The 22,855-nt window shown below is 47.3% G+C and carries 28 protein-coding genes; 6 read left to right on the top strand and 22 right to left on the bottom strand.

Annotation, left to right across the window (positions count from 1 at the left end):
- Positions 1–4: 4 nt before the first annotated feature.
- A complete protein-coding gene (locus W04_RS16335; protein ID WP_053911620.1) occupies positions 5–1,738 on the bottom strand; it encodes a hypothetical protein in 1,734 nt (577 codons plus the stop codon).
- Between the two features lie 160 nt (positions 1,739–1,898).
- Here W04_RS16335 and W04_RS16340 point away from each other — a divergent pair, with 160 nt between their 5' ends.
- Entirely contained in the window at positions 1,899–3,716 is a 1,818-nt protein-coding gene (locus W04_RS16340) for a protein kinase (protein WP_053911621.1), read from the top strand.
- A gap of 455 nt (positions 3,717–4,171) precedes the next feature.
- Positions 4,172–4,342, top strand: coding sequence for a ribosome modulation factor (gene rmf / locus W04_RS16345; protein ID WP_026111006.1), 171 nt, complete (start codon positions 4,172–4,174; stop codon positions 4,340–4,342).
- A gap of 61 nt (positions 4,343–4,403) precedes the next feature.
- On the opposite strand, the gene fabA is transcribed toward rmf, so the two are convergent.
- Positions 4,404–4,919 carry a bifunctional 3-hydroxydecanoyl-ACP dehydratase/trans-2-decenoyl-ACP isomerase gene (gene fabA / locus W04_RS16350; protein ID WP_026111005.1) on the bottom strand — a complete coding sequence of 172 codons (516 nt, stop codon included), beginning with the start codon at positions 4,917–4,919 and terminating at the stop codon, positions 4,404–4,406.
- 238 nt (positions 4,920–5,157) lie between these two features.
- Between fabA and W04_RS16355 the strand changes: the two genes are divergently transcribed.
- Genes W04_RS16355 through W04_RS16365 form a run of 3 tightly spaced genes read left to right on the top strand, consistent with a single transcriptional unit; the run spans position 5,158 to position 7,298 of the window.
- Positions 5,158–6,021 carry a 6-carboxytetrahydropterin synthase gene (locus tag W04_RS16355; protein ID WP_053911622.1) on the top strand — a complete coding sequence of 288 codons (864 nt, stop codon included), beginning with the start codon at positions 5,158–5,160 and terminating at the stop codon, positions 6,019–6,021.
- Positions 6,014–6,874: a M23 family metallopeptidase gene (locus W04_RS16360; RefSeq protein WP_053911623.1), complete on the top strand. Its 861-nt coding sequence runs from the start codon at positions 6,014–6,016 to the stop codon at positions 6,872–6,874. The genes W04_RS16355 and W04_RS16360 overlap by 8 nt, the downstream gene beginning before the upstream one ends.
- Entirely contained in the window at positions 6,864–7,298 is a 435-nt protein-coding gene (locus W04_RS16365) for an acyl-CoA thioesterase (protein ID WP_022944214.1), read from the top strand. The genes W04_RS16360 and W04_RS16365 overlap by 11 nt, the downstream gene beginning before the upstream one ends.
- Positions 7,299–7,387: 89 nt before the next feature.
- On the opposite strand, the gene W04_RS16370 is transcribed toward W04_RS16365, so the two are convergent.
- From W04_RS16370 to W04_RS16395, 6 genes are read right to left on the bottom strand one after another with little or no spacing between them, the layout of a single operon-like run.
- Positions 7,388–8,470, bottom strand: a complete 1,083-nt coding sequence (locus W04_RS16370; protein WP_053911624.1) for a hypothetical protein — start codon at positions 8,468–8,470, stop codon at positions 7,388–7,390.
- A 44-nt stretch (positions 8,471–8,514) separates the two neighbouring features.
- Positions 8,515–9,834, bottom strand: a complete 1,320-nt coding sequence (locus tag W04_RS16375) for a Na+/H+ antiporter family protein (protein WP_053911625.1) — start codon at positions 9,832–9,834, stop codon at positions 8,515–8,517.
- Positions 9,835–9,837: 3 nt separating this feature from the next.
- Positions 9,838–11,778, bottom strand: coding sequence for a DUF3488 and transglutaminase-like domain-containing protein (locus W04_RS16380; RefSeq protein ID WP_082342267.1), 1,941 nt, complete (start codon positions 11,776–11,778; stop codon positions 9,838–9,840).
- Positions 11,775–12,752 (bottom strand): DUF58 domain-containing protein, encoded by a 978-nt coding sequence (locus W04_RS16385; protein WP_053911627.1) that lies wholly within the window; start codon positions 12,750–12,752, stop codon positions 11,775–11,777. The genes W04_RS16380 and W04_RS16385 overlap by 4 nt, the downstream gene beginning before the upstream one ends.
- Position 12,753: 1 nt before the next feature.
- A complete protein-coding gene (locus tag W04_RS16390) occupies positions 12,754–13,662 on the bottom strand; it encodes a MoxR family ATPase (RefSeq protein WP_053911628.1) in 909 nt (302 codons plus the stop codon).
- A gap of 11 nt (positions 13,663–13,673) precedes the next feature.
- Positions 13,674–14,054, bottom strand: a complete 381-nt coding sequence (locus W04_RS16395; protein WP_022944208.1) for a response regulator — start codon at positions 14,052–14,054, stop codon at positions 13,674–13,676.
- 477 nt (positions 14,055–14,531) lie between these two features.
- Between W04_RS16395 and W04_RS16400 the strand changes: the two genes are divergently transcribed.
- Entirely contained in the window at positions 14,532–15,008 is a 477-nt protein-coding gene (locus tag W04_RS16400) for a hypothetical protein (RefSeq protein ID WP_053911629.1), read from the top strand.
- A gap of 152 nt (positions 15,009–15,160) precedes the next feature.
- On the opposite strand, the gene W04_RS16405 is transcribed toward W04_RS16400, so the two are convergent.
- The 14 genes from W04_RS16405 to W04_RS16470 form a co-directional block, all read right to left on the bottom strand.
- Positions 15,161–15,565: a hypothetical protein gene (locus W04_RS16405; RefSeq protein ID WP_053911630.1), complete on the bottom strand. Its 405-nt coding sequence runs from the start codon at positions 15,563–15,565 to the stop codon at positions 15,161–15,163.
- Positions 15,562–15,705, bottom strand: coding sequence for a hypothetical protein (locus W04_RS18915; RefSeq protein ID WP_157576504.1), 144 nt, complete (start codon positions 15,703–15,705; stop codon positions 15,562–15,564). The genes W04_RS16405 and W04_RS18915 overlap by 4 nt, the downstream gene beginning before the upstream one ends.
- Positions 15,706–15,708: 3 nt before the next feature.
- Positions 15,709–16,110 carry a hypothetical protein gene (locus W04_RS16410; protein WP_053911631.1) on the bottom strand — a complete coding sequence of 134 codons (402 nt, stop codon included), beginning with the start codon at positions 16,108–16,110 and terminating at the stop codon, positions 15,709–15,711.
- A complete protein-coding gene (locus W04_RS16415; RefSeq protein WP_231658185.1) occupies positions 16,103–16,501 on the bottom strand; it encodes a virion protein in 399 nt (132 codons plus the stop codon). Before W04_RS16415 ends, W04_RS16410 begins: the two co-directional genes overlap by 8 nt.
- A 62-nt stretch (positions 16,502–16,563) precedes the next feature.
- On the bottom strand, positions 16,564–18,051 hold the full coding sequence (locus tag W04_RS16420; protein WP_053911633.1) for a hypothetical protein: 1,488 nt from the start codon (positions 18,049–18,051) through the stop codon (positions 16,564–16,566).
- Positions 18,051–18,851: a hypothetical protein gene (locus W04_RS16425; protein WP_053911634.1), complete on the bottom strand. Its 801-nt coding sequence runs from the start codon at positions 18,849–18,851 to the stop codon at positions 18,051–18,053. The genes W04_RS16420 and W04_RS16425 overlap by 1 nt, the downstream gene beginning before the upstream one ends.
- Positions 18,852–19,203: 352 nt before the next feature.
- Positions 19,204–19,431, bottom strand: a complete 228-nt coding sequence (locus tag W04_RS16435) for a hypothetical protein (RefSeq protein WP_053911636.1) — start codon at positions 19,429–19,431, stop codon at positions 19,204–19,206.
- On the bottom strand, positions 19,431–19,556 hold the full coding sequence (locus tag W04_RS19160) for a hypothetical protein (protein ID WP_269432212.1): 126 nt from the start codon (positions 19,554–19,556) through the stop codon (positions 19,431–19,433). The genes W04_RS16435 and W04_RS19160 overlap by 1 nt, the downstream gene beginning before the upstream one ends.
- A 2-nt stretch (positions 19,557–19,558) precedes the next feature.
- Positions 19,559–19,873, bottom strand: a complete 315-nt coding sequence (locus W04_RS16440) for a hypothetical protein (RefSeq protein ID WP_053911637.1) — start codon at positions 19,871–19,873, stop codon at positions 19,559–19,561.
- Between the two features lie 11 nt (positions 19,874–19,884).
- Positions 19,885–20,694, bottom strand: coding sequence for a major capsid protein P2 (locus W04_RS16445; protein WP_053911638.1), 810 nt, complete (start codon positions 20,692–20,694; stop codon positions 19,885–19,887).
- A 476-nt stretch (positions 20,695–21,170) separates the two neighbouring features.
- Positions 21,171–21,830, bottom strand: a complete 660-nt coding sequence (locus tag W04_RS16455) for a type IV secretory system conjugative DNA transfer family protein (protein ID WP_053911640.1) — start codon at positions 21,828–21,830, stop codon at positions 21,171–21,173.
- Positions 21,787–22,233, bottom strand: coding sequence for a hypothetical protein (locus W04_RS16460; protein ID WP_053911641.1), 447 nt, complete (start codon positions 22,231–22,233; stop codon positions 21,787–21,789). The genes W04_RS16455 and W04_RS16460 overlap by 44 nt, the downstream gene beginning before the upstream one ends.
- Positions 22,230–22,553: a hypothetical protein gene (locus W04_RS16465; RefSeq protein WP_053911642.1), complete on the bottom strand. Its 324-nt coding sequence runs from the start codon at positions 22,551–22,553 to the stop codon at positions 22,230–22,232. The genes W04_RS16460 and W04_RS16465 overlap by 4 nt, the downstream gene beginning before the upstream one ends.
- The gene (locus tag W04_RS16470) at positions 22,546–22,767 is read right to left on the bottom strand and encodes a hypothetical protein (RefSeq protein ID WP_053911643.1); all 222 of its coding nucleotides are present in this window, start codon (positions 22,765–22,767) and stop codon (positions 22,546–22,548) included. Before W04_RS16470 ends, W04_RS16465 begins: the two co-directional genes overlap by 8 nt.
- Between the last annotated feature and the right edge of the window lie 88 nt (positions 22,768–22,855).

Consider the following 22,855-nt stretch of genomic DNA (forward strand, 5'->3'; position numbering starts at 1 on the left):
GTGGTTATTTACTTTTGCTGATATTGGTTTCAGATTTCATCTCAATGCCGTTGTCGGTGATATCTGTTGTCAATGATAGCTTCATGTTTTGCTTAGCCAACGAGTGGATTTCAGGTGGCAATTCTTCACCTGTACTGGCGGCGGCTTCAAGGACAATGTCCATCATCGGTGCAAATTGCAGGCTCATACCTAATACACCGTTGGCATCCACTGCTTGTGAACTCATGTCAGCGGCGAGCGCCGTTGATTTTTCACCATTGTATACAGTGATGTGCTGACCGTTTATAGCCAGTTGAGCATCCACATTACCGCTGGCAGGCACTGGCATAATTTCATTCATCGAAATAGGCGTGCCATCACTAGGGATTTCAATTTGTGCTAGCTGCGGCACTAACCCTTTTGCGGTGTTTATGAGTGTTGTTGGATCATCGGCGCTAAGCGTGACTAACGCATCAATATCACTTACTTGTGGGGTATAGCCACTGAAATCCATCACCACATTTTGTACGCTAACGCTGATCCCTTTTACTCCGGCAGCCATGCCGGTGGCCATCGCCATAGCCATTGGGTTTGATTGTTTCGCTTGCTGTTGTGCCATCATTAGCGGCTCACAGGTAAACTCAGCCTGCGTAAATGCGCTCCAAACGGTATTAGCAAGTGGTGCAAGTTTACCCACATCGATACCGTAACCGACGCTAAATAAGCCATCGTCTTTATTGGTCACGTGACTTGGAATAAAGCCGCGAACAGTTTGTAACGCGCCCAAAATATCTTTGTCCGTGCTTTCAATCACAATATCCGCATCAAAGTCGGCGCTGCTGTCACTGACTTTGACATTTGACGTGCCAGAGACGATAGCGGGCCATTTCGCTGCAATAGCTGGAATGTCTGCTTTACAACCAGGGGTGCGCAAAGCTTGCATTGCTTGTGCTTGGCCCATTTTCGTAAGAATGGCATCAAGCATACTGCTTAAACGTGAGGGTTTGTCAGCGACTGCTGCTGAAGCTAATGCTTCAAAGTTAACGTAGCTAATCGAGCTGCCGTCCCACTGATATTTATTGATGTAGTCATTAACACGGTTGGAGCTGTTTAAACTTGTTTGTGCTTTTTCAGTAGCAAGGGCTAAGGCAAGGTCATCTTGATTGTTGAATTCACTATCTAGGGTCACTGTTAGCCAGTTATCTTTAATCGCAGCGATAATCGCCACGGAGCTGCTGTCATCAAGTGCAAGGGTAAAGCGGGTGTAAGACTGCGAATTCAATGATTCATCAGCGTAGCTCACGCCCGCGTTGTCGGCTGCTTTTTTCAGCGTATTGATAAAGTTTTGCGGTTGTTCGAGCTCAGCGCGCATTACTGGCATTAAACCAATAGCGTACCCTAGGTAGCGTAGGTCATTACCAATGCCCCACGTTTGCGTATAACTGCCATCGCGTACGCTACGCTCGTACTGGTTTAGTAGTTCGAAGAAGAATACGGCGTTAACGTTTCCTTGAGCCTTTGCACGTTCGATAGCTTGGGTGAGCTCTTCGTCGGTGCCGCTGGACATCATGTCAGAGGGTAACAACTGTGCGTATTGCTTATATGGAAACGGTTTTAACTGTGAAGCAAAAAAGACAGTATCAGCAGGCACATAATCTAGCTCAGCCATACTCGCGCCGCCGCCAGCACCTTGGTTTGAATAATAAAGGCCTGCCGCCACAGCAGCGGCAACAGCACCGCCGATTAGTACTTTTTTCATGGGAATTCCCTTTCGTTGTCGTTCAAAGCGTAAAAGAATACGTTATTGCCGTTTTTAGGACAAGCATTTTAGGCTCGCAAAGTGGTGCTTTATGTTGTCGAATATGTAACAAAAAGCGTAAACTTAGCAATTAGTTAGCAGATAACACCCAGAGGCAAGCTTGGCGCAACGGGCAATCACCAATTTTTATATTAATGAAGAGCAATCTATTTATTTGCTCTCTCATCGCGATGCTAAAAAGCATAAGCAATGGCTGAATATATGCATTAAACAGCTCACCATGCTGGGCTATAAAAATGTTGAGTTAATTGGCTCCGGCGCATTTGGTTTTGTGTTCGCAGGTATTGATGATAGTCAACAACACTGGGTGTTTAAATTCTCTCGTATTACTTTAGCGCAATCAGTGCGCGATAGGCTCGAAGACGAAGCCTATATGCTTTCACGCTTTGATCACCCGATGATCCCGCAATTTTATGCCTTTGAACGGGTAAAAAAGCAAGGCATATTGATGATGGCGCGAGCCGAGGGTGAAGACTTAGAACAATTGTCTATTCGCCAAGGCAAGTTTACTGCCAAGCAACTTCTCGATTTAGCGCTGCAGCTCCACCAGTTATTACACGTATTACGAAACTACCGAGGTGGGATCACTCCTATGCCCGTTGTTCATGGGGATATTAAGCCTTCCAATTTGGTCTGGGATGAGCGCAGCAAAACCTTGTCACTGGTTGATTGGGGGAGCTCTGTTTATGCGCAGCTGGATGCCAGTGGGCAGCCCATTGCCGCAAATGTGATGGACTTAATGTCTGCGGATGTAACCAATACCAACGCGCGCATGGGGGATGTCTACTTTATTGGTGATGAGCAAATGTCTGGGGCGCAATCGTCTCCGCGTTTTGACGAGCAAGGGGTGGCGTCAACGTTGTATGCGCTGGCGTCTGGGCAGTCGTGTCGTTTTGGTGCGCAAGTGATACCTGCTGCATCACTGGGGTTGCCTAAAGAATTTGCCCGGGTGATTGATGCCATGCTCAGTAAAGACAAGGCAACGCGCGACGCCGGCGGCGACTATTTTATGCGTAATATGCCGACCATGGCCCGCGCCTATGTTCCTGATAATCCGTTGGTTCGAGATAAAGCATTGATCCCAGTTTGGAAGGCGCAGGTAGCGACTTTGCCCGATACGGTAGTGTACAGCTCGCGTAAGCAGTTTTTGCGCCAGGCAGACAGTCAACAGCGGTTGGTTGATGTTAATGATGCGCAATTGGAGCGCTATTACCGAGAGTTTTTATTTGATACCGGTGATACTGAAAAAGCGTTTTTGGCAGCGATCAGCCGCTTGGCCAAATACCCCGTTGTGGGCGGGTTGAGCTTTCACTGGAAGCAGTCATCACTGTTTGTTGAATCAAGCTTAATCTTGTATGACGAGTTATTAGAGTGTTCATTTCAAGATGCGGTGGACAACACCGTGAAGTTGGCGCAAGGGATCACCCAAAAAGGGTTGTTTAAATGTTGTCTATTCGATGCCCGACAGACAATCCAACTTGAGCGTGATGAAACCGGCGCCTTTAAGTTCGAGCAACTGCCACAATTGCATTATGACGTTATAAATATACCCGGTACTGAGATGCTGAGGCAGCATTCTTATTTTGAAGATGGTAAAGACCCGGATGAGCAGCTACAGCTTCCCAAGAAAATCATTCAATGCGTATTTGAGCTGAATAAAATACACCACACCGGATGCATTATTTTTGAATCTTTGCCCCAGCGTTTGAAGATACACCATTATTATCGGTTATTGGATGCCAGCCAAGAGGTGCGATTTAGCCAATTACTTGATGAGATTATGCAATACGCGATGGCCATTGATGGCATAGGTGTTGCGGGTTTTATGAAGCTGCCTTACAAAAACACGCGAGAGTTCGAACTGTGCGCCGTGCAGAGCGAAAACTTTCTGGCAAAAAATCCTAAAAAACATAATTGAGCCAGTAAATACTTGCACAGTGCATGACTAAGCACATAACAACGCCAGCTTGGTGTTGAACTTGGAGCTAGCGTTATTCACGGACATAAATTATGGCAAATTTGTGTCAAATTAAGGGTTGAATTTAAGGTCAATAGACGGCAGATTAGAGCTAAGGACAGGAACTTTTTTAGCGAAACCACTGTCTTTATTTACAAGCGTTAAGCGTGTGTTTGATCATTTAAGCGCGCGCGAAAATCCACGTAAAAATAGTCCAATAAAAAGGTCGGCGAACGCGAGGTACGACCACTGAAATTTTTCAAAACTAAATTTAATCCGCGCTCAGCCAGTTAGGGTTTGTCAATAGGCAAAGGTTAAATTTGTTGATTGCAAGTGACAGTTTTATTAACTATCCATTAAATGTAGATGACCGATTCACTACAACGTATCAAAACTATAATGGTGAGGACTTACCTATGAAGAGACAAAAGCGTGATCGTCTAGAACGTGCACATTCTCAAGGTTATAAAGCAGGCATGGCAGGCCGTTCAAAAGAACATTGCCCCTACCAACAAATAGATCCACGATCACAATGGCTCGGAGGGTGGCGTGAAGCCGTCGAAGACCGCTCTATGTATAAAGTATAAAGAGCAAACGAATAAAAGAACGCCGCAATTACGCGGCGTTTTTCGTCTCTAGCGTCTACATTTAAAAAGCGCTGGTATCTTGGAATAAACCCACTTTTAGATCTTTAGCTTCATAAATAACGCGACCGTCTACTTCCACTGTGCCATCGGCCATACCCATGAATAATTTACGCTTAATCACGCGTTTCATCTGGACACGGTAAGTTACTTTTTTAGCAGTAGGCAAAATTTGTCCGGTGAATTTTACTTCACCTACACCTAGGGCACGCCCTAAGCCAGGGCCGCCAGACCAACCAAGGAAAAAGCCAACGATCTGCCACATTGCATCGAGGCCAAGGCAGCCGGGCATCACCGGATCGCCTTTAAAGTGACAATCAAAAAACCATAGGTCGGGGTTAATATCGAGTTCAGCGACAATTTCGCCTTTACCGTATTGGCCACCGTCATCAGTGATTGAGGTGATACGGTCCATCATCAACATGTTATCGATAGGCAAGCGGCAGTTACCTTCGCCGAACATTTCACCTTGGCCACATGAAACCAAGTCTTCTTTGGAGTAGCTATTTTTTTGTTCCATAACACACTTTATTGTCGAAAATTTGCCAGCTACTTTAGCGTACACTTGTACGCTAAACAACTCTGAACAGTGCTTTAGGATGTTATTTTTACGCCATTTTTGTGTCTGTAGTGTGACTGCTTCGTTATTGCCACATAGCAATGTTGGATTTATCACCAAGGATTCAAATTCAGGCAGCATTTTTACTTCATCCCTTGTATAATTGCGACATCTTCTCAACTGCATGCAAGGACAGTGTATGACGCTCTTCGTCAACGACTTAACCGTGATTGATTTCTCCTTTTTTTGCCCCCAGCGCGGCCCGGTTGGTGAGAGTTGGATTGTTGACTTGACTTTAGACGGCGATTTAAACGATGAATCCATGTTGCTTGACTTTGGTTTAGTGAAAAAACAAATCAAGGGCATTATTGATAACAGTGTTGACCACACCCTGGCGGTACCCACTAAAGCCAATATCGATATCCTTCAGGGCGATGACAAAGTGACGCTGGAAAGTAACTTTGGCGATAACAACGAACACCATTTCGCTATGAGCGGCCCAAAGCAAGCAGTTTGCTTGATTGACGCACCGAGTATTAATGAGCAAGTAGTGACCGAGTATCTAGTCGCAGAAATCACTCCTCAGCTGCCAGAGAACGTCAAAGGTATTACTTTGACGTTGCGTGCTGAGCAGCATCAGAGCTTTTATTATCATTATTCTCATGGCCTAAAAAAACACGACGGCAACTGCCAGCGAATTGTTCATGGCCACCGCTCAACGTTAGGCGTTTGGCTAGATGGTATGGCCATGCCCAGTGTGCAAAAGCAGTGGGCGCAGCGTTGGGCTGATATTTACTTGGTCAGCGAAGAGGATGTGGTGGAGGCTGCACACTTACAAGATATAAGCGCAGCACCGGGAGACATCTGTAGCCGTTACCATGCTAATCAAGGTGAGTTTGAATTGGCAATCAGTGCAAAGCGTACTGAGGTACTTCCTTGTGATACCACAGTCGAATGTATCGCCGATTATATGGCCAAGCAAATTAAGCAAGCTCACCCGGATAAGCAAGTAGAGGTTCGCGCCTACGAAGGTGTAGGTAAAGGGGCGATTGGTTATGCTTAAACGTATAGCAATCACTGCCTTGCTCCTAGGGGCATCACTGTGTGCGCCGATTGAGAGCGAAGCCCAAGAGCTGCCGACCCCATTGATTAAAGGTCAGTTGACCCAAGGCGGTATGGTTATAGGGCAGCTACAAGATGCTAAAAAGGTCGTTTTTGCTGAGCGCGAGCTTAAGCTTAGCAAAGATGGCTATTTTGTTTTTGGCTTCGGCCGTGATGCACAAACTAATCAGCAATTAAAGTGGCAAAGCCAAGATGAGCAATGGCATCATCTTGATTTCAGCATTGCTGAGCGTGAGTATCAAATAGATAAAATAGAAGGTGTGGCAAGTAAATATGTCGCCCCGCCTGAAAAAGTTTTAGAGCGCATCCGTAACGATGCAAAACTGGTTCGCCAAGCGCGTGCTAACAACAGTGAACGCACGGCGTTCCTTGAGCCGGTATATCGTCCTGCAGTGGGTCGAATCTCCGGTGTGTATGGCAGCCAGCGTTACTTTAACGGCACCCCTAAACGGCCACACTTTGGTCTCGACATCGCCAACAAGACTGGTACACCTATCTACGCGCCAATCAGTGGTGAAGTCGTGATGGCGCATCCTGAGCTTTATTATTCCGGTGGCACCGTTATTTTAGACCATGGTTATGGCATTACCTCCACTTATATTCACATGCACAAGGTGCTGGTTGATGTGGGGGATACTGTGAAAACCGGCGATGTGATAGGGCAAATAGGGGCTACTGGCCGGGTAACTGGCCCCCATTTAGATTGGCGTTTCAATTGGTTTAATGAACGATTGGATCCACAATTACTTATGATTGATACATTAGCGAGTGAAGTTAATACGAATGAGCAGTAAGTTAGATAAAGAAGCCGTTGTTGCACAGCGCATAGAAGATTCGGAAACATCGGTGACTAAAACCGTGTTTCCTGGGCGTACCAACCATCATAATACCTTATTTGGTGGCGATGCACTGGCATGGATGGATGAAGCGGCATTTATTGCAGCAACCCGTTTTTGTCGCAAACCATTAGTGACTATTTCGTCCGACCGTGTTGATTTTAAAGAAGCAATACCGGCGGGCACATTTGCTGAGTTAGTTTCTCGCGTAGTCCATGTGGGCAATACCAGCTTAAAAGTGGATGTGGAGATATTTCTTGAAACCATGCACCGCGATGACAAACATTTAGCGATTCGTGGCAGCTTTACCTTTGTTGCTGTGGATGACAATCACAGGCCAACGCCTGTAGTGTGCGAACGCATGCTCAACGGGTTTAAATAAACTCTTATTGTTAGGCCGCAGCATCGCGGCCTTTATTCCACCAATAAGTGAACACATCATACAATCTATAGTTTTTACATACCGCAGCATCAGTGTGTGGGGTAGTAATATTGGGCTTTCACAACGCCGCCCATGTCTAACCCCAATAGCAATGAAACGGACTGCTCATCGCTGCTCAGTAGCAATAGACTTAATACGCCGCCATGATAGTCAGCACTTTTATCATAGTGAAAGCGCTGCCATTGCTCGCCACCATTATCACTTACGTCGACATAAAGAGGCTGGGGGGCACGTTTTTGACTCTTGTTCCATCCAGCACTGATTAGCGTGTGAGTATTTTCTGTATAGATAAAATCAAAATAGAAACGATAGGGTACTTGTTCGTCTCGATAGATTTGTGTCCACGTTTCGCCTTGGTCGGCACTTTTCATTAAACCTCCTTCACCACTGATAATAATCTCCCCTTGGGAAGTGGTCTTAATCGCTTTAATTGTGCTCGGGGCAGGAAACAAATCGTGATATTCCTGCTGTGCAAGGTTCTCTAAATCTACGCGACGCAATATTGGGTTTTCGATTGCACCTTGACCACCGTACCACAGCATATTGCCGCTTTTGTGCATCGAGGCCGTCATGCCGGTAGCCGCATACCCATATTCTCCTGCCAGCGCTTGCCAACTTACTCCATCATCATAGGAGACCGAAAGCACTAGGTTCCCGGTCCCGTATAAGGCTGATTCAGTGCAATAGAGTGCGTAGATGTGTTCACTTTCGCTTGGGGCAAAACGATGCTCAATATGACTTAGCTCTTCGTTCATCGACACTTTCGTCAGTGTCGATCGTTGCGCTGGACGAGTGGCATAGAAAAGCTCGGTGCTGTTTGCACACATGGCACTGATAGGGGCTGAGGTCGTGGCTACCTTCTGCCACTGAGTAAACGTGTCATTGTTGGATTTAAATAAGCCGGTATCAGTCCCGGCATAAATCGCATCGTTGAAATGAACCAGGTGATTAATGCGCTCGCCCGACAGCCCCGCATCTGTAAAGGTAATACCTGAAGGTGTGGGCTCAGGTTCAGGGGCTGGATCTATCGGTGTTGAAGTTGCATTATCGCTGCCGCCGCAGCCAGTTAACGTGGCACAAATAACACTGAGTAATGTTAGTTGCTTGAACATCTCACCTCCTTGTGCGGGTACTAATTGGCTAAAATCTGTCCCCTTTATAGCACAAGGGCCGCTAGCCACCCAAACAAAACCAGTGGAATATTAAAATGTAAGAAGGTTGGTACCACGGTATCCCATATGTGGTCATGTTGGCCGTCGACATTCAATCCTGCAGTGGGCCCGAGTGTTGAATCTGACGCCGGTGAACCTGCATCACCCAGGGCGCCCGCCGTGCCTACTAATGCAGCCGTGGCCATTGGGGAAAACCCCAGTTGCAAACACAAAGGAACGAAAAGTGCTGCAATAATTGGAACTGTAGAAAATGAGCTGCCGATCCCCATAGTAATGAGTAGTCCTACTAACAGAATAAGCGCCGCCGCTAATGGTTTGTTGCCTTGAATCATATCTGCGGCACTGGCAACGAGTGAATCAACATGACCCGTGGCTTTCATAACTTCGGCAAACCCTTGCGCTGAAATCATAATGAAGCCGATCATCGCCATCATCGCCACTCCTTTGGAGAACACATCTTGATTTTCATGCCATTTAACAATGCCAAACACAGTAAACACAATCACCCCAACAAGACCACCGAGAATCATCGATTGACTCAGAAATTGAGCTGCGAGTGACAGCACGATTGCCACAGAGCCTATGGCTAAGACCTTTGATGGGTGGGCTATTGCATTCTCAGTCTCTTCTGTAGCGAGCGATATATTGTTATAGCTGCGGCTTTTGCGATAACTGATAAAAAGCGCAACACATAAGCCGAAAACCATGCCCAGTGCCGGGATCACCATAGCTAGAGGAACGCTGGTTTTGTCGATTGATAAGCCATTCTCGACCAAATTTAAATGCAAAATGTTGTATAAATAAATGCCCCCAAAGCCATAAGGTAACACCATATAAGCCGTAGCTAAGCCGAAGGTGAGTGTGCAGGCGAGGGCGCGGCGGTCTAACTTTAAGCCATTAGTGATACCTAACAGCGGTGGAATAAGTATAGGAATAAAAGCAATATGTACAGGAATGAGGTTTTGTGATGCCAAAGAGCAAAAGAGAATCACTGAAAGCACCGCAAAAGATAAAAACCGCGAAGAAATATGCTCTTGCCCCATCATTTTCAATAGTCGACGAGCGAGTAAAGTGGTGAGGCCAGATTTCGAGATAGCCACAGCAAAGGCGCCGAGCATAGCATAACTGAGGGCAATTTCAGCGCCGCCTGAGAGGCCATTATTGAACGCTTCTACTGTTGTTTTTAAAGGTAATCCAGCGATTAATCCGCTGGTCACAGCTGCGACAGTCATCGCCACGATTACGTTCACTCGTAACAGGGTGAGTGCAAGCATCAAAATGACGCCAATTAATACCGAATTCATATTCTAGCCTATTATTTTTATTGCTTTTTTTACCTGTTTTACAAGGTCTTTTTTCTGTGCTTTGGTAAGCGGGCGTTGCTTATAAGCGGCCAACGTATAAAGCTGCTCTATACGTGCAAGTGGCGTTGCCGCGCCGGGGCAGTGTGTTGCTAATTGTGCCAGCTTTTGCTTGGGTGTGCTATTTTGCGTGCTAAGCAGTGCCTGTTTATCTGCATATAAAAACAGCCTATTCAGCCATTTAGCGCTGAAACTCATTGACTGCTGTTGTTTGCGACTACCTAATAACAATAACCCAAGCAGAACAAGTGCAACCACGCAAAGGGCCAACACCATACTGTACTGTGCTACTTGGTTACCGAGTAAATCTTTAAGCACACTTTTTTGTTTTTGTTGATCAAAACCAAGCACCCACTTTGTCCAGCTGTAATCGAGCTCTTCCAATGTCAATCGCAACCAGTTCAATGCCTCTATGTGGCTCAACTGCAATAAGCCGACATCAAGGTTATCCATAAACTCTTGTTGCAGCTCTTGAACCTGAGAGAGCGAGCCATTTAATCGCTCTGGCGCGACCACACTGGTTGCATCAAAACGCTGCCATTGATTGCCATCATAGTACTCAACCCAGGCGTGGGCATCATACTGATATACACGCAGGTAATTACCCTGTTCACTTTGCTCTCCTCCCAAATACCCTGACACCACACGAGCAGGGATCCCCGCAGCACGCATTATAAATGCACTTGTACTGGCATAATGGCCACAAAAGCCACGCTTAGTTTGGGTGAGAAATACATCAAGGGAGTTGTCATCGGTGATCGGCGTTGGAGTCAACGTGTAGCTAAAGCCTTGTTGTTCATAAAAGCCCATTAGCTGGCTAGCAAACTGGTTTGCCGTGTTTGTACTTTGACTCAACTGCCGGGCTAACGCTCTTGCCTGCGGATTCCCATCGGTTGGCAGTAGACGATTAAGGCGAGATTGATAATTAGTCAGGACACTTGCTTGCACCTGTCGGTAAAGCAATGGGTATTGAAAGCTCGAAGCTGCTGACTCTTTGCGCTTAAGTAAACCGCCTCGTAAATTCTCTACTTTTTGACTCGGGCTAACACTGTCTTGCAATGCATATAGCCAGCGGTTTGCGGAGCTTTCTAAGTACAGAGTTGCCTGAGCGCTATAGCTTTGCCAGTCTATATCCGTACGAGGGCGAGGAGGGCGCTGCGCTTTTATCCATGCTTTGCCGTCGAATTCTTCATGATTAAGCGCTCGCCAATAATAGGGGGGCGCAGGAAGTTGCCCTGGAAACTCGGCACGAAATACCAAGTCATCGGATTTCGCCAGATTGGCAATATTGAACGGGTCTATACGTTCATTAAGGCCTGTTTTAGCGCCGCCAGCGCCAGGAAGTTTCCAAAATGCAGGCACTTTAGGAATAAATAACAACAACAACGCAGCGATGGGGATTGCCATAGCGAACGAGCCAAAGGCTTGAAAGTAGGCTCGTTTGGGCGTACGAGCGCCATGTAAGGCGGCTAAAGATGCCAGCAAACAAACGTAAAATATGGCCACTAATATTGAGCTATATAAAGACTGTTGATAAAGGAACACAGTCGATAATGAAAAGAAGGTAAGCACAATGACAGTCGATAGCTGCTTGGACGTTTTCGCTTGTAAGAGCTTTAATATTGCTGCCTGTAACAGCATTGACACGAACAGTAGGACACTTTCATCATAGCTGACCGACACAAACAGCACACCTAAACAAGCCGCTGCCAATAAGTTAGTAGCCAGTGCACCTGGGCGAGTCAATGACTTGTTTGCCAGTAACAAATTCCAAAGACACAGTAACAACAACAGGCTCAGCATTAAGGAGGGGAGTTCCGCGCCTATTAACGTGAAAATACCGATGTAGATGACACTGAGCACCGTGCTAACAAAAGACAGCATCATTTCTCTCCATTTTTAAATAAAGCCAGTGCACGCAATGCATTAGTATAATGGGAGGGGCTGTTATCAGCATCAAACTGAGTACTGCCAATACGCAGCGCAAGCTTTGTTTGGGTGCTTTTCGCCTGCTCGATGGAATAGGCCATTGCACTCAAACGTTGCTCAACACTGCCTTGTAGTGATGCGTAGTCGAGCATATATTGCGCATCCTGATAGGATACAAACTCTTTCACTAACAACTGCTCACGCTTGGCAAAGTGTTTCCAAGAAATGCGGCGGTAGTCAGCACCTTGTTTATATTCATTCAAGGCATAAAACTCTTCATTTCCTGACTGCGGCTTAAGCGCGTTCATTTCACCTTGATTTTCACTGGCCTCATAGGTTAGTGCAGTATTGTGCGCGTGTGCAGATGGATAAACAAAGTAATGCGCACGCGGCTCTAGATAGCTCCATACTTTAGCGAGGCCAAATGGGAACCCCGTTGAAATCTGGAGTCGTGTTGCTGGATACTTACCACGGGAACATTTATGCCCACTTACAAGCACGACCTGGGCATCTTGGCTAACGCGTTCAACTTCCTTACATTGACCTTGCCACGTTAGTTTTACGCCATAGCTGGTACGCGAGTTATTGCATACAGTAATATTCAATACCGGTGTTTGGTTCGCAAAAACATCACTAATATTATTAAACTTGACCTCGAGGCCCTTTAAGTTGGTATAGGCCTGAATTAACGACATCAACACCAATACCAACATCAAATAAGAGACAACTTGCACTAGGTTATTCTGATAATTGGCGGCCAAGATAAAATTCAACACGGCAATAAGCAAAAAGCCCAAGCCCAGCTTAGATGGCAGCACATACAACGTACTGTGACCCAGTGTCAGGTGCTTTTTTTTGTGTTTATCACGCAGCAGTAGGGATTCTATTCGCGTTCGTATGGACGACCATCCCTGTTGCATTGTTGCGAGCATACTAAAGCGGAACCTTGACGCGAGCGAGAATATCACTGCATACAGAGCCTTGACTGTAAACGTCATGCGGATTAATACGATGCTCACAAATACTGGCGAACACAGCTTGCACATCTTCTGGCATAACAAAGTCACGGCCTTCCATAAATGCCCAAGCCCGTGCACCTTGGGCGAGCGCGATGCTGGCACGAGGAGATAAAGGGTGACTAATATCTTTATCATGACGGGTGTGAGTCACGAGTGACAAGATATAATCAACCACGGTATTGGCTATAGTGACCTTATCAACATTGGCCTGCATGGCTTCTAATTGCTCGGCACTGATAATGGCATCAATAGCTTTATCACGCTGAGGAATATGGCCACGAATGAGTTGTTTTTCCGCATCGGCTGGGGGGAATCCTAAGCTTAAGCGCATAAAGAACCGGTCTAGCTGTGACTCTGGCAATGGAAAGGTGCCGGATTGATGCTGTGGGTTTTGCGTTGCAACCACAAAAAATGGAGTAGGGAGCGTATATCGTTCAGAGTCGATACTGACACAGCCTTCTTCCATGGCCTCAAGCAACGCACTCTGTGTTTTAGGGCCCGCGCGGTTTATTTCGTCGGCGAGTACTACTTGGCTAAATACCGGACCTTTATGAAACGAAAAGCGCTGCTCTTGAGTGTTAAAAATGCTTGCCCCCAGAATATCTGCTGGTAACAAATCACTGGTAAATTGAATACGTTGATAACTCATCCCCAGGGCTTGTGCCAAACCATGCGACAGGGTTGTTTTACCCATACCTGGAAGATCTTCTAATAATAAATGGCCGCGCGCTAACATTGCACACAGAGCTAACTTTATTTGCTGTTCTTTGCCATAAATAACATCAGCTAGGCCTAAGGTAAGCTGTTTTAATTGTTCTTGCATAAGGGGGCTTATTAATTTAGTTCTAAACGCTTCATAACCATATCAACCTTATTCGCGTTGAATGGTTTGCTAATGTATTCTTGCGCACCGAATTCCCAACTATGTTCTACGTTTTCCTGGGAGTTATGATCAGCGCAAAGGATAATTCGACTGTGGGGGTGTAAATCTTTTAGGTAACTGACGACGTCGCAACCATCAGTGTCTGGGAGCGCTATGTCCACGAATATCACTTCTGGCTCCAGTTGTGATAACAGCGGTTTGGCCTCTGCGACATCTGTAGCAACCGCGACTTGGTCGTAACCCAGCTCGGTGAGGATGGTGGTCAAAGAACTTCGCATGGACTGATCATCATCAATGATCAGAATCGGCTCCAAAGGGCGAACAAACTCCATAATACGTCTTTTTATTCGTGGTTTGGTTACTAATACTATGCGATAAGCGCATATTGCTCAATACAACCATAGACTAAAGCGCAGTAACTAACTAGGAAATTGTATAAATTGGTAAATGAACAACACGTGTCACAACATGCTAAAAGCCGTAATGACTCTAAAATGTCCGATACCGTCTAGTATTGGACTTTAATGTCGGTTCTATAGTCGATATCTGGGCATTGTAGTAATAGCCTATAAATTAGATTATGTTAAATGACCTCAAAATGACGACTCACAGCACCATTCTATAGTTCAGCCAAAATGCTCCCCCTAAGCCTTGTTTTCATAACTTTTCTATTTTGGGTATTTTTGGCGAAAATTTTTTTAAATTTTTTTAAATTTTTTTTCTTGTCGCCCTGTTTTGTGCCGATAAGTACCGGACTTTTTTCGTAAGTATGACTGGTTCGGATAAATCGACACATTAAAGGAGTGAAAATGATCGATTTTAAACGACTACTGCGCAATGCAGGTTTTATTACCGACCAGGGCTTAATTGACCGTAAAGGCGCGATGGCCGCTTTGGGTGTCAGTGAAAGCACGTTAGATAGATGGATGCGTACGAACAAGCCCACACCAAGCGCGACAACGTTGCTTGAGTCTATGGCCGCTGGCGGTATTCCCCAACAAGGCGATTGGGTTGGCTTTATGATTGGCCGTGATGGCCGCTTACATACTCCGCACGGTGCGAGCTATTCTCCCCAGGAACTTGAGCGCGTGTGGTTGTTGATGCAAAGTAATCGCTTCAAAGACCGAACGATTATCAACTTACGACGTGAAATATCTCAACTTCATAACCTGGTGCATACCCGTGATAAGCTGCGTGAAATGGGCACAGAGCTTGTTAACATGGCTGATAACTGGGAATTTTTAAACGAGCTGGCCGAGGTTGTAACCGACGATACGGGTACGTAATTTATTACGTAATTTTAACCTTGGTTCGTAATCTGCGAGCCAATTATTACGAACCAGGCTCATTGTTCGTACGAACAAAAAAAAGGGCCTGCATACGCAAGGCCCAATCCTTTAGGAGAATTTTATAATAGCAAAGCGCCCTTTACACTGGCTTAACTGCTTTTGCTTTTACGGATATTGCCAATCACCGACGGCACGACATTTTTAAGTGACGAAATCCCCCACACACCGCCATTAATGGCTATCCACGTTTGCACTAGCCACGGTGGGACATTCTCTAGATTCGCAAATATCTCTTTGCCATGAGCCGGACTGATGACGGTGATCACAATTGGCGCCGTGAACATGGCATACGAAAAGTAACGCAGCCCTTTGTCCTTATCCTGCAAATTCGCCATTTCCCATTCATGGTTGTAGTCCTTTTCGCTTTGGGCCAATCGCGCCTGGTTCTGGATGACGGCGAGGTTGCGTTCATGCTCGGCTTGCTTCTCGGCAGCGCGGTTCTTGAGCCACTGTTTAACGGGGGCAAAGATGCCCCCTAACCATTCCCAAGTCACTTTGGATCCCTTAGCGCTTGAATGTCGTCGCGCAGTTGCTGCATTCCTTGCTTTATCCAGGCAATATCCGTTTTATTAATGGCCGTGCATACCAAGACAGTGATCACGTTACTCACTAGGAGCAAGTCGAACTTGTCCATACCCTACCCCTTAAGCGCTGTAACGATGGTCGAGGCGTTCACCTCTTGCCCTATGAGCGGATAGTAGGCTGGCTTTAACTTGAGTTGGGGGTCGAATATCTGCTCGATATAATCGCCGTGGTCCTCATGCGTTAAATACATGGCTTTTAGCCAGGTGCGGTCTATCACCTCATAATCAGCGCCCAATTTATCAGGCTTGAGATAAAACCCTGGGTTGGGGTATTTGATATACCCCGAGCCATTAAGCTTAAACTGAATTTCTGCCAGTGCATCGGCCACGGGGCGCGTAACCCCTGCGGCGATGTTATCAGCGGCATTGTAAAAGGTTTTGCCTTTTTTCAGCACGTAGAGGCCAGCGGCAGCAAGCAGCAAATAAGGAAAGTTAACGGTTAAGAACTTACCCATAGAACCCCCACTCAAAGCCCTGGCGAATTTCGTCCAGGCTAAACGGTTGTGAGCCGTTTTCCATGTGTATCATTGCCGCGAGCACTTGCGGGTACGTGTCGCGGTCTAACGCCTGGTTGCGTGGTAGGCCCGTTTTTGTTGTCACGAACTCAATATAGTTCTGCGTGTCGTTCTCGCTCGGCGGTGCCCAGCGTGAGACAATACCTTCAATGTCGCGCAGCTGGTGAGTGTGCGCATAGGTGCGCAAGATGCGCCCTGCTGCTCGCAAGCCATGCTTGGGCGTTTCGAACACGACAAAGGGGCCATCTGTGCCCGTCATGCCCTGCCACTTATCGCCACTGTACTTGATGTTTAACGGGTTGTTGTTGCGTAAGCCTTTTGCCTGTGCCATGAAATATGCTCCTGAAATTAGAATGAGTCCCCCGACGGCCAATAGAACGTGGTTTATGTTCACTAGCTAAACCCCTTTAAAATACGCAGGCGCTGTTTTGCCACAACACGTTGCTTTTCTGTGGAGTAAAGGCCGAAAAACTCGCTATTGACTACAAATAGCAACGGCCCCTGTAAAAACATTTTTGTGCTGGTCGTCCAGGCAAAATCATGCGGGGCGGGCGCGGTCACGTAGCTGTTGCCCTGGTCTGTTGTAATGTTGAACTCACCATTGTTGAGCAGTGTCACGCCCGCATTTGATAAGATTGCGCCGTCACAAGTACCCAGATTAATAAATGTTTTATCGGCATCATTTATCAACGCAGCTGAGCCATTGGCCCCAGGCAAGTACACTAGCACCTGGCCCTCGGATTTGACCCACTGAGGGTGGTCATCCGCACCTTGGAGCGACCCAATCACAGGCCGTGTGCTGTAGTCGCTCAGCTCAACCAACTCCGCCTCTGGTATAAATTTCACATTACCAGAATTCACCGTGTAAAAGCCGTCAACGCCATTGCTGAAAAAGGCTCTAAACTCAGGCTGAGTTTGTTCAATTTTATGCTTGTATTCCCACGTCGCACCATCGTAAACCGCGATACAGGCATACGTTTTACCGCCTTGCGCATCATCTTCAAAAAGCACCGCATCCAGGTAGTATTTGCCGTTTAGGTGCTGCATTCCTCGAACTTGGGAAATGTACTGGCCAGGGCTGTTAATTGAGCGTGGAATTGCAAAGTTTTTTTGCTCTCCTGTCTCATCATTAACCTGTGTAAGATACAGCCCGTAGCGGCTTGTATATGCATACGTATTTTCATCAACACCACACACCGTCACAATTTTGCCGCCAGTGTTTAACTGGTAGTATTGGCCCAGCTCTAATCGCTCGACACCTTCCTTCGTTATTTTGTAAAGATACGAATCTCCCCCAGCGCCAGCCGTGAAGTAAATGGCGTTGCGCGTTTGACCGTAATCCGCGACCATAAACCCGCTACCGAGCTCTAGCGCTTTGTTCACAGGCAAATATTCCCCCTTTGGCTCAATTGCTGCCCAAATTTCAGCAGCGCCAGGGATTTCAACTTCTTGGTTGGCCGCAACGGGAATGCCACTTTCCTTGGTTACATTGCTGCCGCCATACCACCAGGGCGCATCGGATACCATGCGCACGTTCAATCGGTTAGGCTCGAAAGGAACAGTTAATTCAGCATCACCGTAATGATTAAGCACTGCACTATCCAAGTTATTCGCATTTTGCGCTGGCGCTTCATAGCCAAGCGGCCAAATGTCGGCCCATATTTCAACGCGCTGCTCTTGCTCCGCTTCGATAACGATGCGCTCAAACTCTTTTGCAAACGCAATCTCAAACCCTGCGCGCACCTCTGTATCTAAAAGCAATTCATTCTTAGCGTGTACGCGCAGCCTGAGCGCCGTTTGACACTTTATCAACTTGAAGTGGTGGCCGCGCTTTGAAATTTCGCGCATTTCGCCTGCGCGTATTGTTTGCTTGTACAGCATTAGTTTGTCCCCTTACTTAACGCAACAAGTACGACTGCGCCAGCGGCAGCAATGCCGATGTACATCATTGTTTTGTTGGTGCTGATGGCGAGCTGCTGCCCATCTGAGCGACTCGCGTCGTTGGCGAACTGCAACGCTTGCTCATGGGCTAATAGTGTTTGGTTCCCAGCTTCCTCGTACGCATCATTAGTTTCAGCAATTGCTGCTTGAGTTACGCTGCCAGAATAATCAATAACATCACGCGCTAAGTTACTGCTATTGTTGGCTGTAAAGTACGCCATTTCTGATACCCGTTCATTGCTATTGTCAATCGCAAGAAGTGAGTCTTGCAGCGTATCTCGAGCAAAAGCAGTGTTTGTTGCGTGCATACTTTCTGATAAATCAGCTACGTCGCGGGCCAACTCACTATTAGCATCTATTGATGTTTCCGCCAGGTAGTTTTGCGCCATGATTGAATCACGCGCTAAGCTCGTGTTTTGCCCAACAACATCAGCGCCAAAACTAAAGCCGTCGCTGATAAGCCCCGCAAATTGGTCTGTGACTCCTTCGGCGAAATGCAAAGAGTCCTGGTTTACGTCCCGCGCCAGGTCATAACCCCCACGCACAGCCGAATCACCAAAGTCGAAGCCCGCACGGGCCATATCAACCGCACCTTCGATCAGTCCACCGTCAGTTGTGGTGATGTTGAACGAATTGCCATTACCATTGGTGAGAAAGCCATTGTTATCACCCGATACACCAATCGTTGTGCTAGTGTTATTGGTTTGCTGGCGGCTGGATGATCTAGATCTGCTACCCATTATATTGCCATCCTGTAAACGTGATGCCCGTTGTTATCGTGCATCAGAAATTTAAACGGATACGCCCGCAATAAGCGCTTAAGCGCGGGGCGTTTGGTGTGAAAGAGAATTGCGCCCGCCTTAAGGCGTTGGCCCAGGCGTACAATTAACGGCGCGATATGATTTAGATTTGCGCCCTGGGCGCAGACAACGACAAGGCCGTCTGCATCCAGGCGTAACACACAATAGCAACCCATGTGCTCAACAAGTAAAGCCCGGCTCGTTGCTATCTCTTGCCGTATTTCGGCGTAATCGTTGGTGCTTCCGGCTGCATCCTTGATGTGCTCAAGCTCGCTAATGTGTGCTATACGCATTACTTTTTACGTGTCATTAGGTACAGGCCAACAACCGCAATGCCGCCTAAAATTAGCAATTGGTTGTTAGTACCGCCACCAAAACTTAAATTTCCGCCTTGAAAGCGTTGGTTGAGTGTTTGGTCGCCAGTTTCAGCACTGGCACTTGAACTAATGGGACTGCCCGCCCCGTTCGTCATGCCTCCCATGCCGCCTAGCCCTGCAATTGCGCCCATTCCTGGAAACATTACTCACCCTCCGCATTAGGTGCATCACGCAGCAATTTGCGCACCCCTTCTGCTACAAAGTTTGCAGCCACTGCGATAGCGACCCCGTAAGCGAAATAACGCCAGCCTTTTGGTGAATTGCGCATGGCTATTTCCCCTTAAGTAACAGGGCCACAAGCAGCAAACCGACAGAGCCCATTAATACTGTTTTTTGGGGAACCCCAAAAATCATAGGCTCTTGCGGCTGTTGAGTCGCCGTTTGTTTGGGCGCTTCTACTTGCACAGCTGCACCGTTGTCGTACTCAGGCAAATAAGACTGTTCAAGTCGGCCTTGGCCTGATGAGTTCTTAGCGGCTTTAATCGCTTCGTACTCACCGTATACGTTGACCGCTTGTGACAGCAGACCGCCAATTGTGGTGCCCCAGTTTGATACTGGTTGCGCCCCGCCTGTTGGTTGCATCATGGTACGCCCCCTTAGAAACTAGATTTTGCGTAATCCGCAAAGTAGTACACGACCACCTCAGCTTGGCCCGCCGTGGTCGCATCAATGCGCAAGCGCATATCACGAATGGCTTTATCAAGCTTGAGCGACTCGTACATATCACCCTCGAGCATGAAATCAATCCAATACTGATTGCTAATGGCGGTGCGGCCATTTTGCTTATTGATGTGGTTATGCAGTGCTTTGGGGATAGAGTCGCGCCACTTGGTGTTGTCGACTAGGAACTCGACGCCATCGATGCCTGGGGCTTTAATAAGAATACCCGCAATGTGCGCACCATCTGGGCGTGGCAAGTTGTCGATTTCAGTGCGACCGTTGATAAGGTTGTACATAAACGAACGGCGCTTAAACACCCAGCCAACTGGCGCGGGGGCGCTCTTTTCTGCAAATGCTTCGATTTCCGGCGCTGTTGCAGCGCTATCAATATCGAACTTCAGTTGCAGCGTGGATAAACCGACGGTGCCCAGGGCGAAGAAACGACGCTCAATTAATGCCGCTTTTTGCGCGCTTTCTAGCTGGTCTTGCACAAAGTGGAATGTGGCATAGTCCGCCAGGGTTTCACGCTGAAAACGCTCGTTTTCATCAAGCAAGTCCTGCAATGAGCGGTACTCGGTGAGCATTCGGCCATTCGTTTCAATGCGAATATTTTTAATCTGGTTGGCTTGCACGCCTGTATACGCCAAGTGGATTTTGTCGTAAGTCAGGCCGACAGGTAGGTTTAGAGATACTGTGTTGCCAGCTTCAACACCTGTGAAATTAGGTAACTTTTCAATCGCTCGCATACCGCCCCCCTTAATTTACTAGGCGCTTAACTGGGCGCAGAGCGGACACTTTATTGATTGCGGCGAGAACACCGATAGTCATAGCGATAGTGATTAAACGATTTTTGCTAAACATGTTGTGCTGTCTCCAATGGTTGCACTAGGTAAAGAACCCAAAGCGGGTGACAGCATTTAAGCGGGAATAAAAAAGGGCCGCTGTAGCTATAACTAAAGCTATTTCGGCCCCTTAAAATTTATTGATTTTTAGCTTTAGCTCAATATTTTTTTACTGGCTAAGTGCTCATCTATTAATTGTTGAAATTCAGTTATCGTTTTAGGCTTTAGCTCCTTACCCTCATCGATGGCGTAAGCACCGCAGATTAATAGCCACGATTGCCTAAGCGCTTTGCGTTTTCGCCTGGCGTGGTTGCGCTTGGCCCGTTCTATTTGTAGGTCATGCCATTTTGAAACTCGAGGGATAAACATAACAGCGCTTCCTAAAATTTAATGGTTTCGAGTGTGGCCGCGTCGGTTCCTTTGCGTATCCAGTATTGCACTTGCTTGCGGTGAATGTTCTCAATGCTTTGCAAATCAGCCACAGATACTCCCATTTCCCCAGCCATATACTTGTAGCTGGCCATGGTCTTAAGTGCACCGCACCAGGTATATTCGACCTGGTTCATGATGGTTTTATCGCACTCTTGCGGGCGTTGGGTAATGGCGTAGAGCTTGCCGCCGTACTTTCGTATTTTGCGGCACAGCTGCCCCCAGTGCTCGGTGGCTTTTGATACTCGGGTAACATCAGCAATTTCATCGCATATCACCGCCATTGGGGCGGCTTGGTGAAGAATGGCAAACACCAGCTGCGCGTAACGCTCGAAGTTATCCTCGTTGGGCTGAACTGTGAGAGCGCAACGTATTGGCCCAAACCCTGAACGCTTGACCATACGTTCAAATGCGGCCATTGATTTAACCCGTGGTAAGCGGTAATCCTCGTCGGGGTCCCAAGCAACAATGCGCGGCTGTTTAAAGTCAATTGTCTGGCGTAAAAATGCTGACTTACCGCTGCCGCTGGCCCCGACAATGAGCACGTTTTCATTCGCAAGGGATGGATCATGGCGCTTTAGTTTCTTCGGCGCTGGCTTGCGCTTGGTCATCTTGGCCCCCTTGTTGTTCCAGTTGTTGTTGCTCAGCTTGGTTAGCAAACTCAATCATGGCCCGAGGGCCAAAGATTCCCGCGACGGTTGCAGCCAGTGCCCAGCCAGGTGAAAGATCTGTTTCGGGCATCACCGCATCAATACGGTCTGATAGCTCCACCAATTCGCCTTGCTGCAAAGCCCAATGGTCGCCAAAGCGCTTGGCCGCAAAATCAGTAGCAAACTTAATACCGATGCAGATCATTTCGCCGGCATTACTGCCAGCTGCGCCTTCGGTGTTGCTTTGAGCCATCACCGCTTCTGTAATGTCGGCATCGTCATCTAGAATGTCGGTAAAGTCGGGCTGGCCTAAATCAACTTCTTGGCCTAGGTCTGTGGGTTGGTCTTGGTTTGGTAAACTCATTCGTCCTCATCCTCAAACATGCGAGATAGTAAACTTTTCTTATTTTGCGCCTTAGCTGCGACACGTTCCTGACGCTCGCGGGCCTGCTCGCTAACTTCGTGAGCCGCTTCGCTGGCTTCTGCTTCGTTCAATGACCGCATGTTATCTTCGATAAACTTTTGCCCGCCTGGTAACGGAATTTGCACCGTGCCGCATGGGCCGTTGGGGCCGTCGTAGCATCGGTAATACCATTTCGCGTTGCGGCTGGCTTGCTTGTGCACCGTTGCGTCACGACTACCGCAGTGCGGGCAGGTGATTTTGCCGTATATCTCCTTACCCATTGGCCGACTCCGCTTTATCTAAGCGTTTTTCTAGCGCTTCAATCATTTTGTGCTGGCACACGATTGCCTTGCGCGTTGATTTAGCCAGTTGCAGTGCTTTGTCTTTCACAGCAAGGGGGTTGCTGCCCTTGATTGCTTGCTCGAGCACGTTCATTTGCTCTATGGTGATATAAAAAACTGATTTTAAATCAGTGGCTTGCGTTGCGTTGCTCATGTAACCGCCTGTTTTTAAACAAAAAAACGAAAATTGTGGATAAGTGGACAAAAGCCGCTGGTGCGTCTTGTTGCCGCACTTACCGCAC

This window comes from Pseudoalteromonas sp. SW0106-04, assembly GCF_001293805.1.
Taxonomy (GTDB): Bacteria; Pseudomonadota; Gammaproteobacteria; order Enterobacterales; family Alteromonadaceae; genus Pseudoalteromonas; species Pseudoalteromonas ruthenica.

Excerpts from the sequence above, each read along its gene's own strand:
- W04_RS16335 (WP_053911620.1), bottom strand. The coding sequence starts at position 1,738 with ATGAAAAAAGTACTAATCGGCGGTGCTGTTGCCGCTGCTGTGGCGGCA.
- rmf (WP_026111006.1), top strand. The coding sequence starts at position 4,172 with ATGAAGAGACAAAAGCGTGATCGTCTAGAACGTGCACATTCTCAAGGT.
- fabA (WP_026111005.1), bottom strand. The coding sequence starts at position 4,919 with ATGGAACAAAAAAATAGCTACTCCAAAGAAGACTTGGTTTCATGTGGC.
- W04_RS16355 (WP_053911622.1), top strand. The coding sequence starts at position 5,158 with ATGACGCTCTTCGTCAACGACTTAACCGTGATTGATTTCTCCTTTTTT.
- W04_RS16360 (WP_053911623.1), top strand. The coding sequence starts at position 6,014 with ATGCTTAAACGTATAGCAATCACTGCCTTGCTCCTAGGGGCATCACTG.
- W04_RS16365 (WP_022944214.1), top strand. The coding sequence starts at position 6,864 with ATGAGCAGTAAGTTAGATAAAGAAGCCGTTGTTGCACAGCGCATAGAA.
- W04_RS16370 (WP_053911624.1), bottom strand. The coding sequence starts at position 8,470 with ATGTTCAAGCAACTAACATTACTCAGTGTTATTTGTGCCACGTTAACT.
- W04_RS16375 (WP_053911625.1), bottom strand. The coding sequence starts at position 9,834 with ATGAATTCGGTATTAATTGGCGTCATTTTGATGCTTGCACTCACCCTG.
- W04_RS16380 (WP_082342267.1), bottom strand. The coding sequence starts at position 11,778 with ATGATGCTGTCTTTTGTTAGCACGGTGCTCAGTGTCATCTACATCGGT.
- W04_RS16385 (WP_053911627.1), bottom strand. The coding sequence starts at position 12,752 with ATGCTCGCAACAATGCAACAGGGATGGTCGTCCATACGAACGCGAATA.
- W04_RS16390 (WP_053911628.1), bottom strand. The coding sequence starts at position 13,662 with ATGCAAGAACAATTAAAACAGCTTACCTTAGGCCTAGCTGATGTTATT.
- W04_RS16395 (WP_022944208.1), bottom strand. The coding sequence starts at position 14,054 with ATGGAGTTTGTTCGCCCTTTGGAGCCGATTCTGATCATTGATGATGAT.
- W04_RS16400 (WP_053911629.1), top strand. The coding sequence starts at position 14,532 with ATGATCGATTTTAAACGACTACTGCGCAATGCAGGTTTTATTACCGAC.
- W04_RS18915 (WP_157576504.1), bottom strand. The coding sequence starts at position 15,705 with ATGGACAAGTTCGACTTGCTCCTAGTGAGTAACGTGATCACTGTCTTG.
- W04_RS16410 (WP_053911631.1), bottom strand. The coding sequence starts at position 16,110 with ATGGGTAAGTTCTTAACCGTTAACTTTCCTTATTTGCTGCTTGCTGCC.
- W04_RS16415 (WP_231658185.1), bottom strand. The coding sequence starts at position 16,501 with ATGGCACAGGCAAAAGGCTTACGCAACAACAACCCGTTAAACATCAAG.
- W04_RS16420 (WP_053911633.1), bottom strand. The coding sequence starts at position 18,051 with ATGCTGTACAAGCAAACAATACGCGCAGGCGAAATGCGCGAAATTTCA.
- W04_RS16425 (WP_053911634.1), bottom strand. The coding sequence starts at position 18,851 with ATGGGTAGCAGATCTAGATCATCCAGCCGCCAGCAAACCAATAACACT.
- W04_RS16435 (WP_053911636.1), bottom strand. The coding sequence starts at position 19,431 with ATGTTTCCAGGAATGGGCGCAATTGCAGGGCTAGGCGGCATGGGAGGC.
- W04_RS19160 (WP_269432212.1), bottom strand. The coding sequence starts at position 19,556 with ATGCGCAATTCACCAAAAGGCTGGCGTTATTTCGCTTACGGGGTCGCT.
- W04_RS16440 (WP_053911637.1), bottom strand. The coding sequence starts at position 19,873 with ATGATGCAACCAACAGGCGGGGCGCAACCAGTATCAAACTGGGGCACC.
- W04_RS16445 (WP_053911638.1), bottom strand. The coding sequence starts at position 20,694 with ATGCGAGCGATTGAAAAGTTACCTAATTTCACAGGTGTTGAAGCTGGC.
- W04_RS16455 (WP_053911640.1), bottom strand. The coding sequence starts at position 21,830 with ATGACCAAGCGCAAGCCAGCGCCGAAGAAACTAAAGCGCCATGATCCA.
- W04_RS16460 (WP_053911641.1), bottom strand. The coding sequence starts at position 22,233 with ATGAGTTTACCAAACCAAGACCAACCCACAGACCTAGGCCAAGAAGTT.
- W04_RS16465 (WP_053911642.1), bottom strand. The coding sequence starts at position 22,553 with ATGGGTAAGGAGATATACGGCAAAATCACCTGCCCGCACTGCGGTAGT.
- W04_RS16470 (WP_053911643.1), bottom strand. The coding sequence starts at position 22,767 with ATGAGCAACGCAACGCAAGCCACTGATTTAAAATCAGTTTTTTATATC.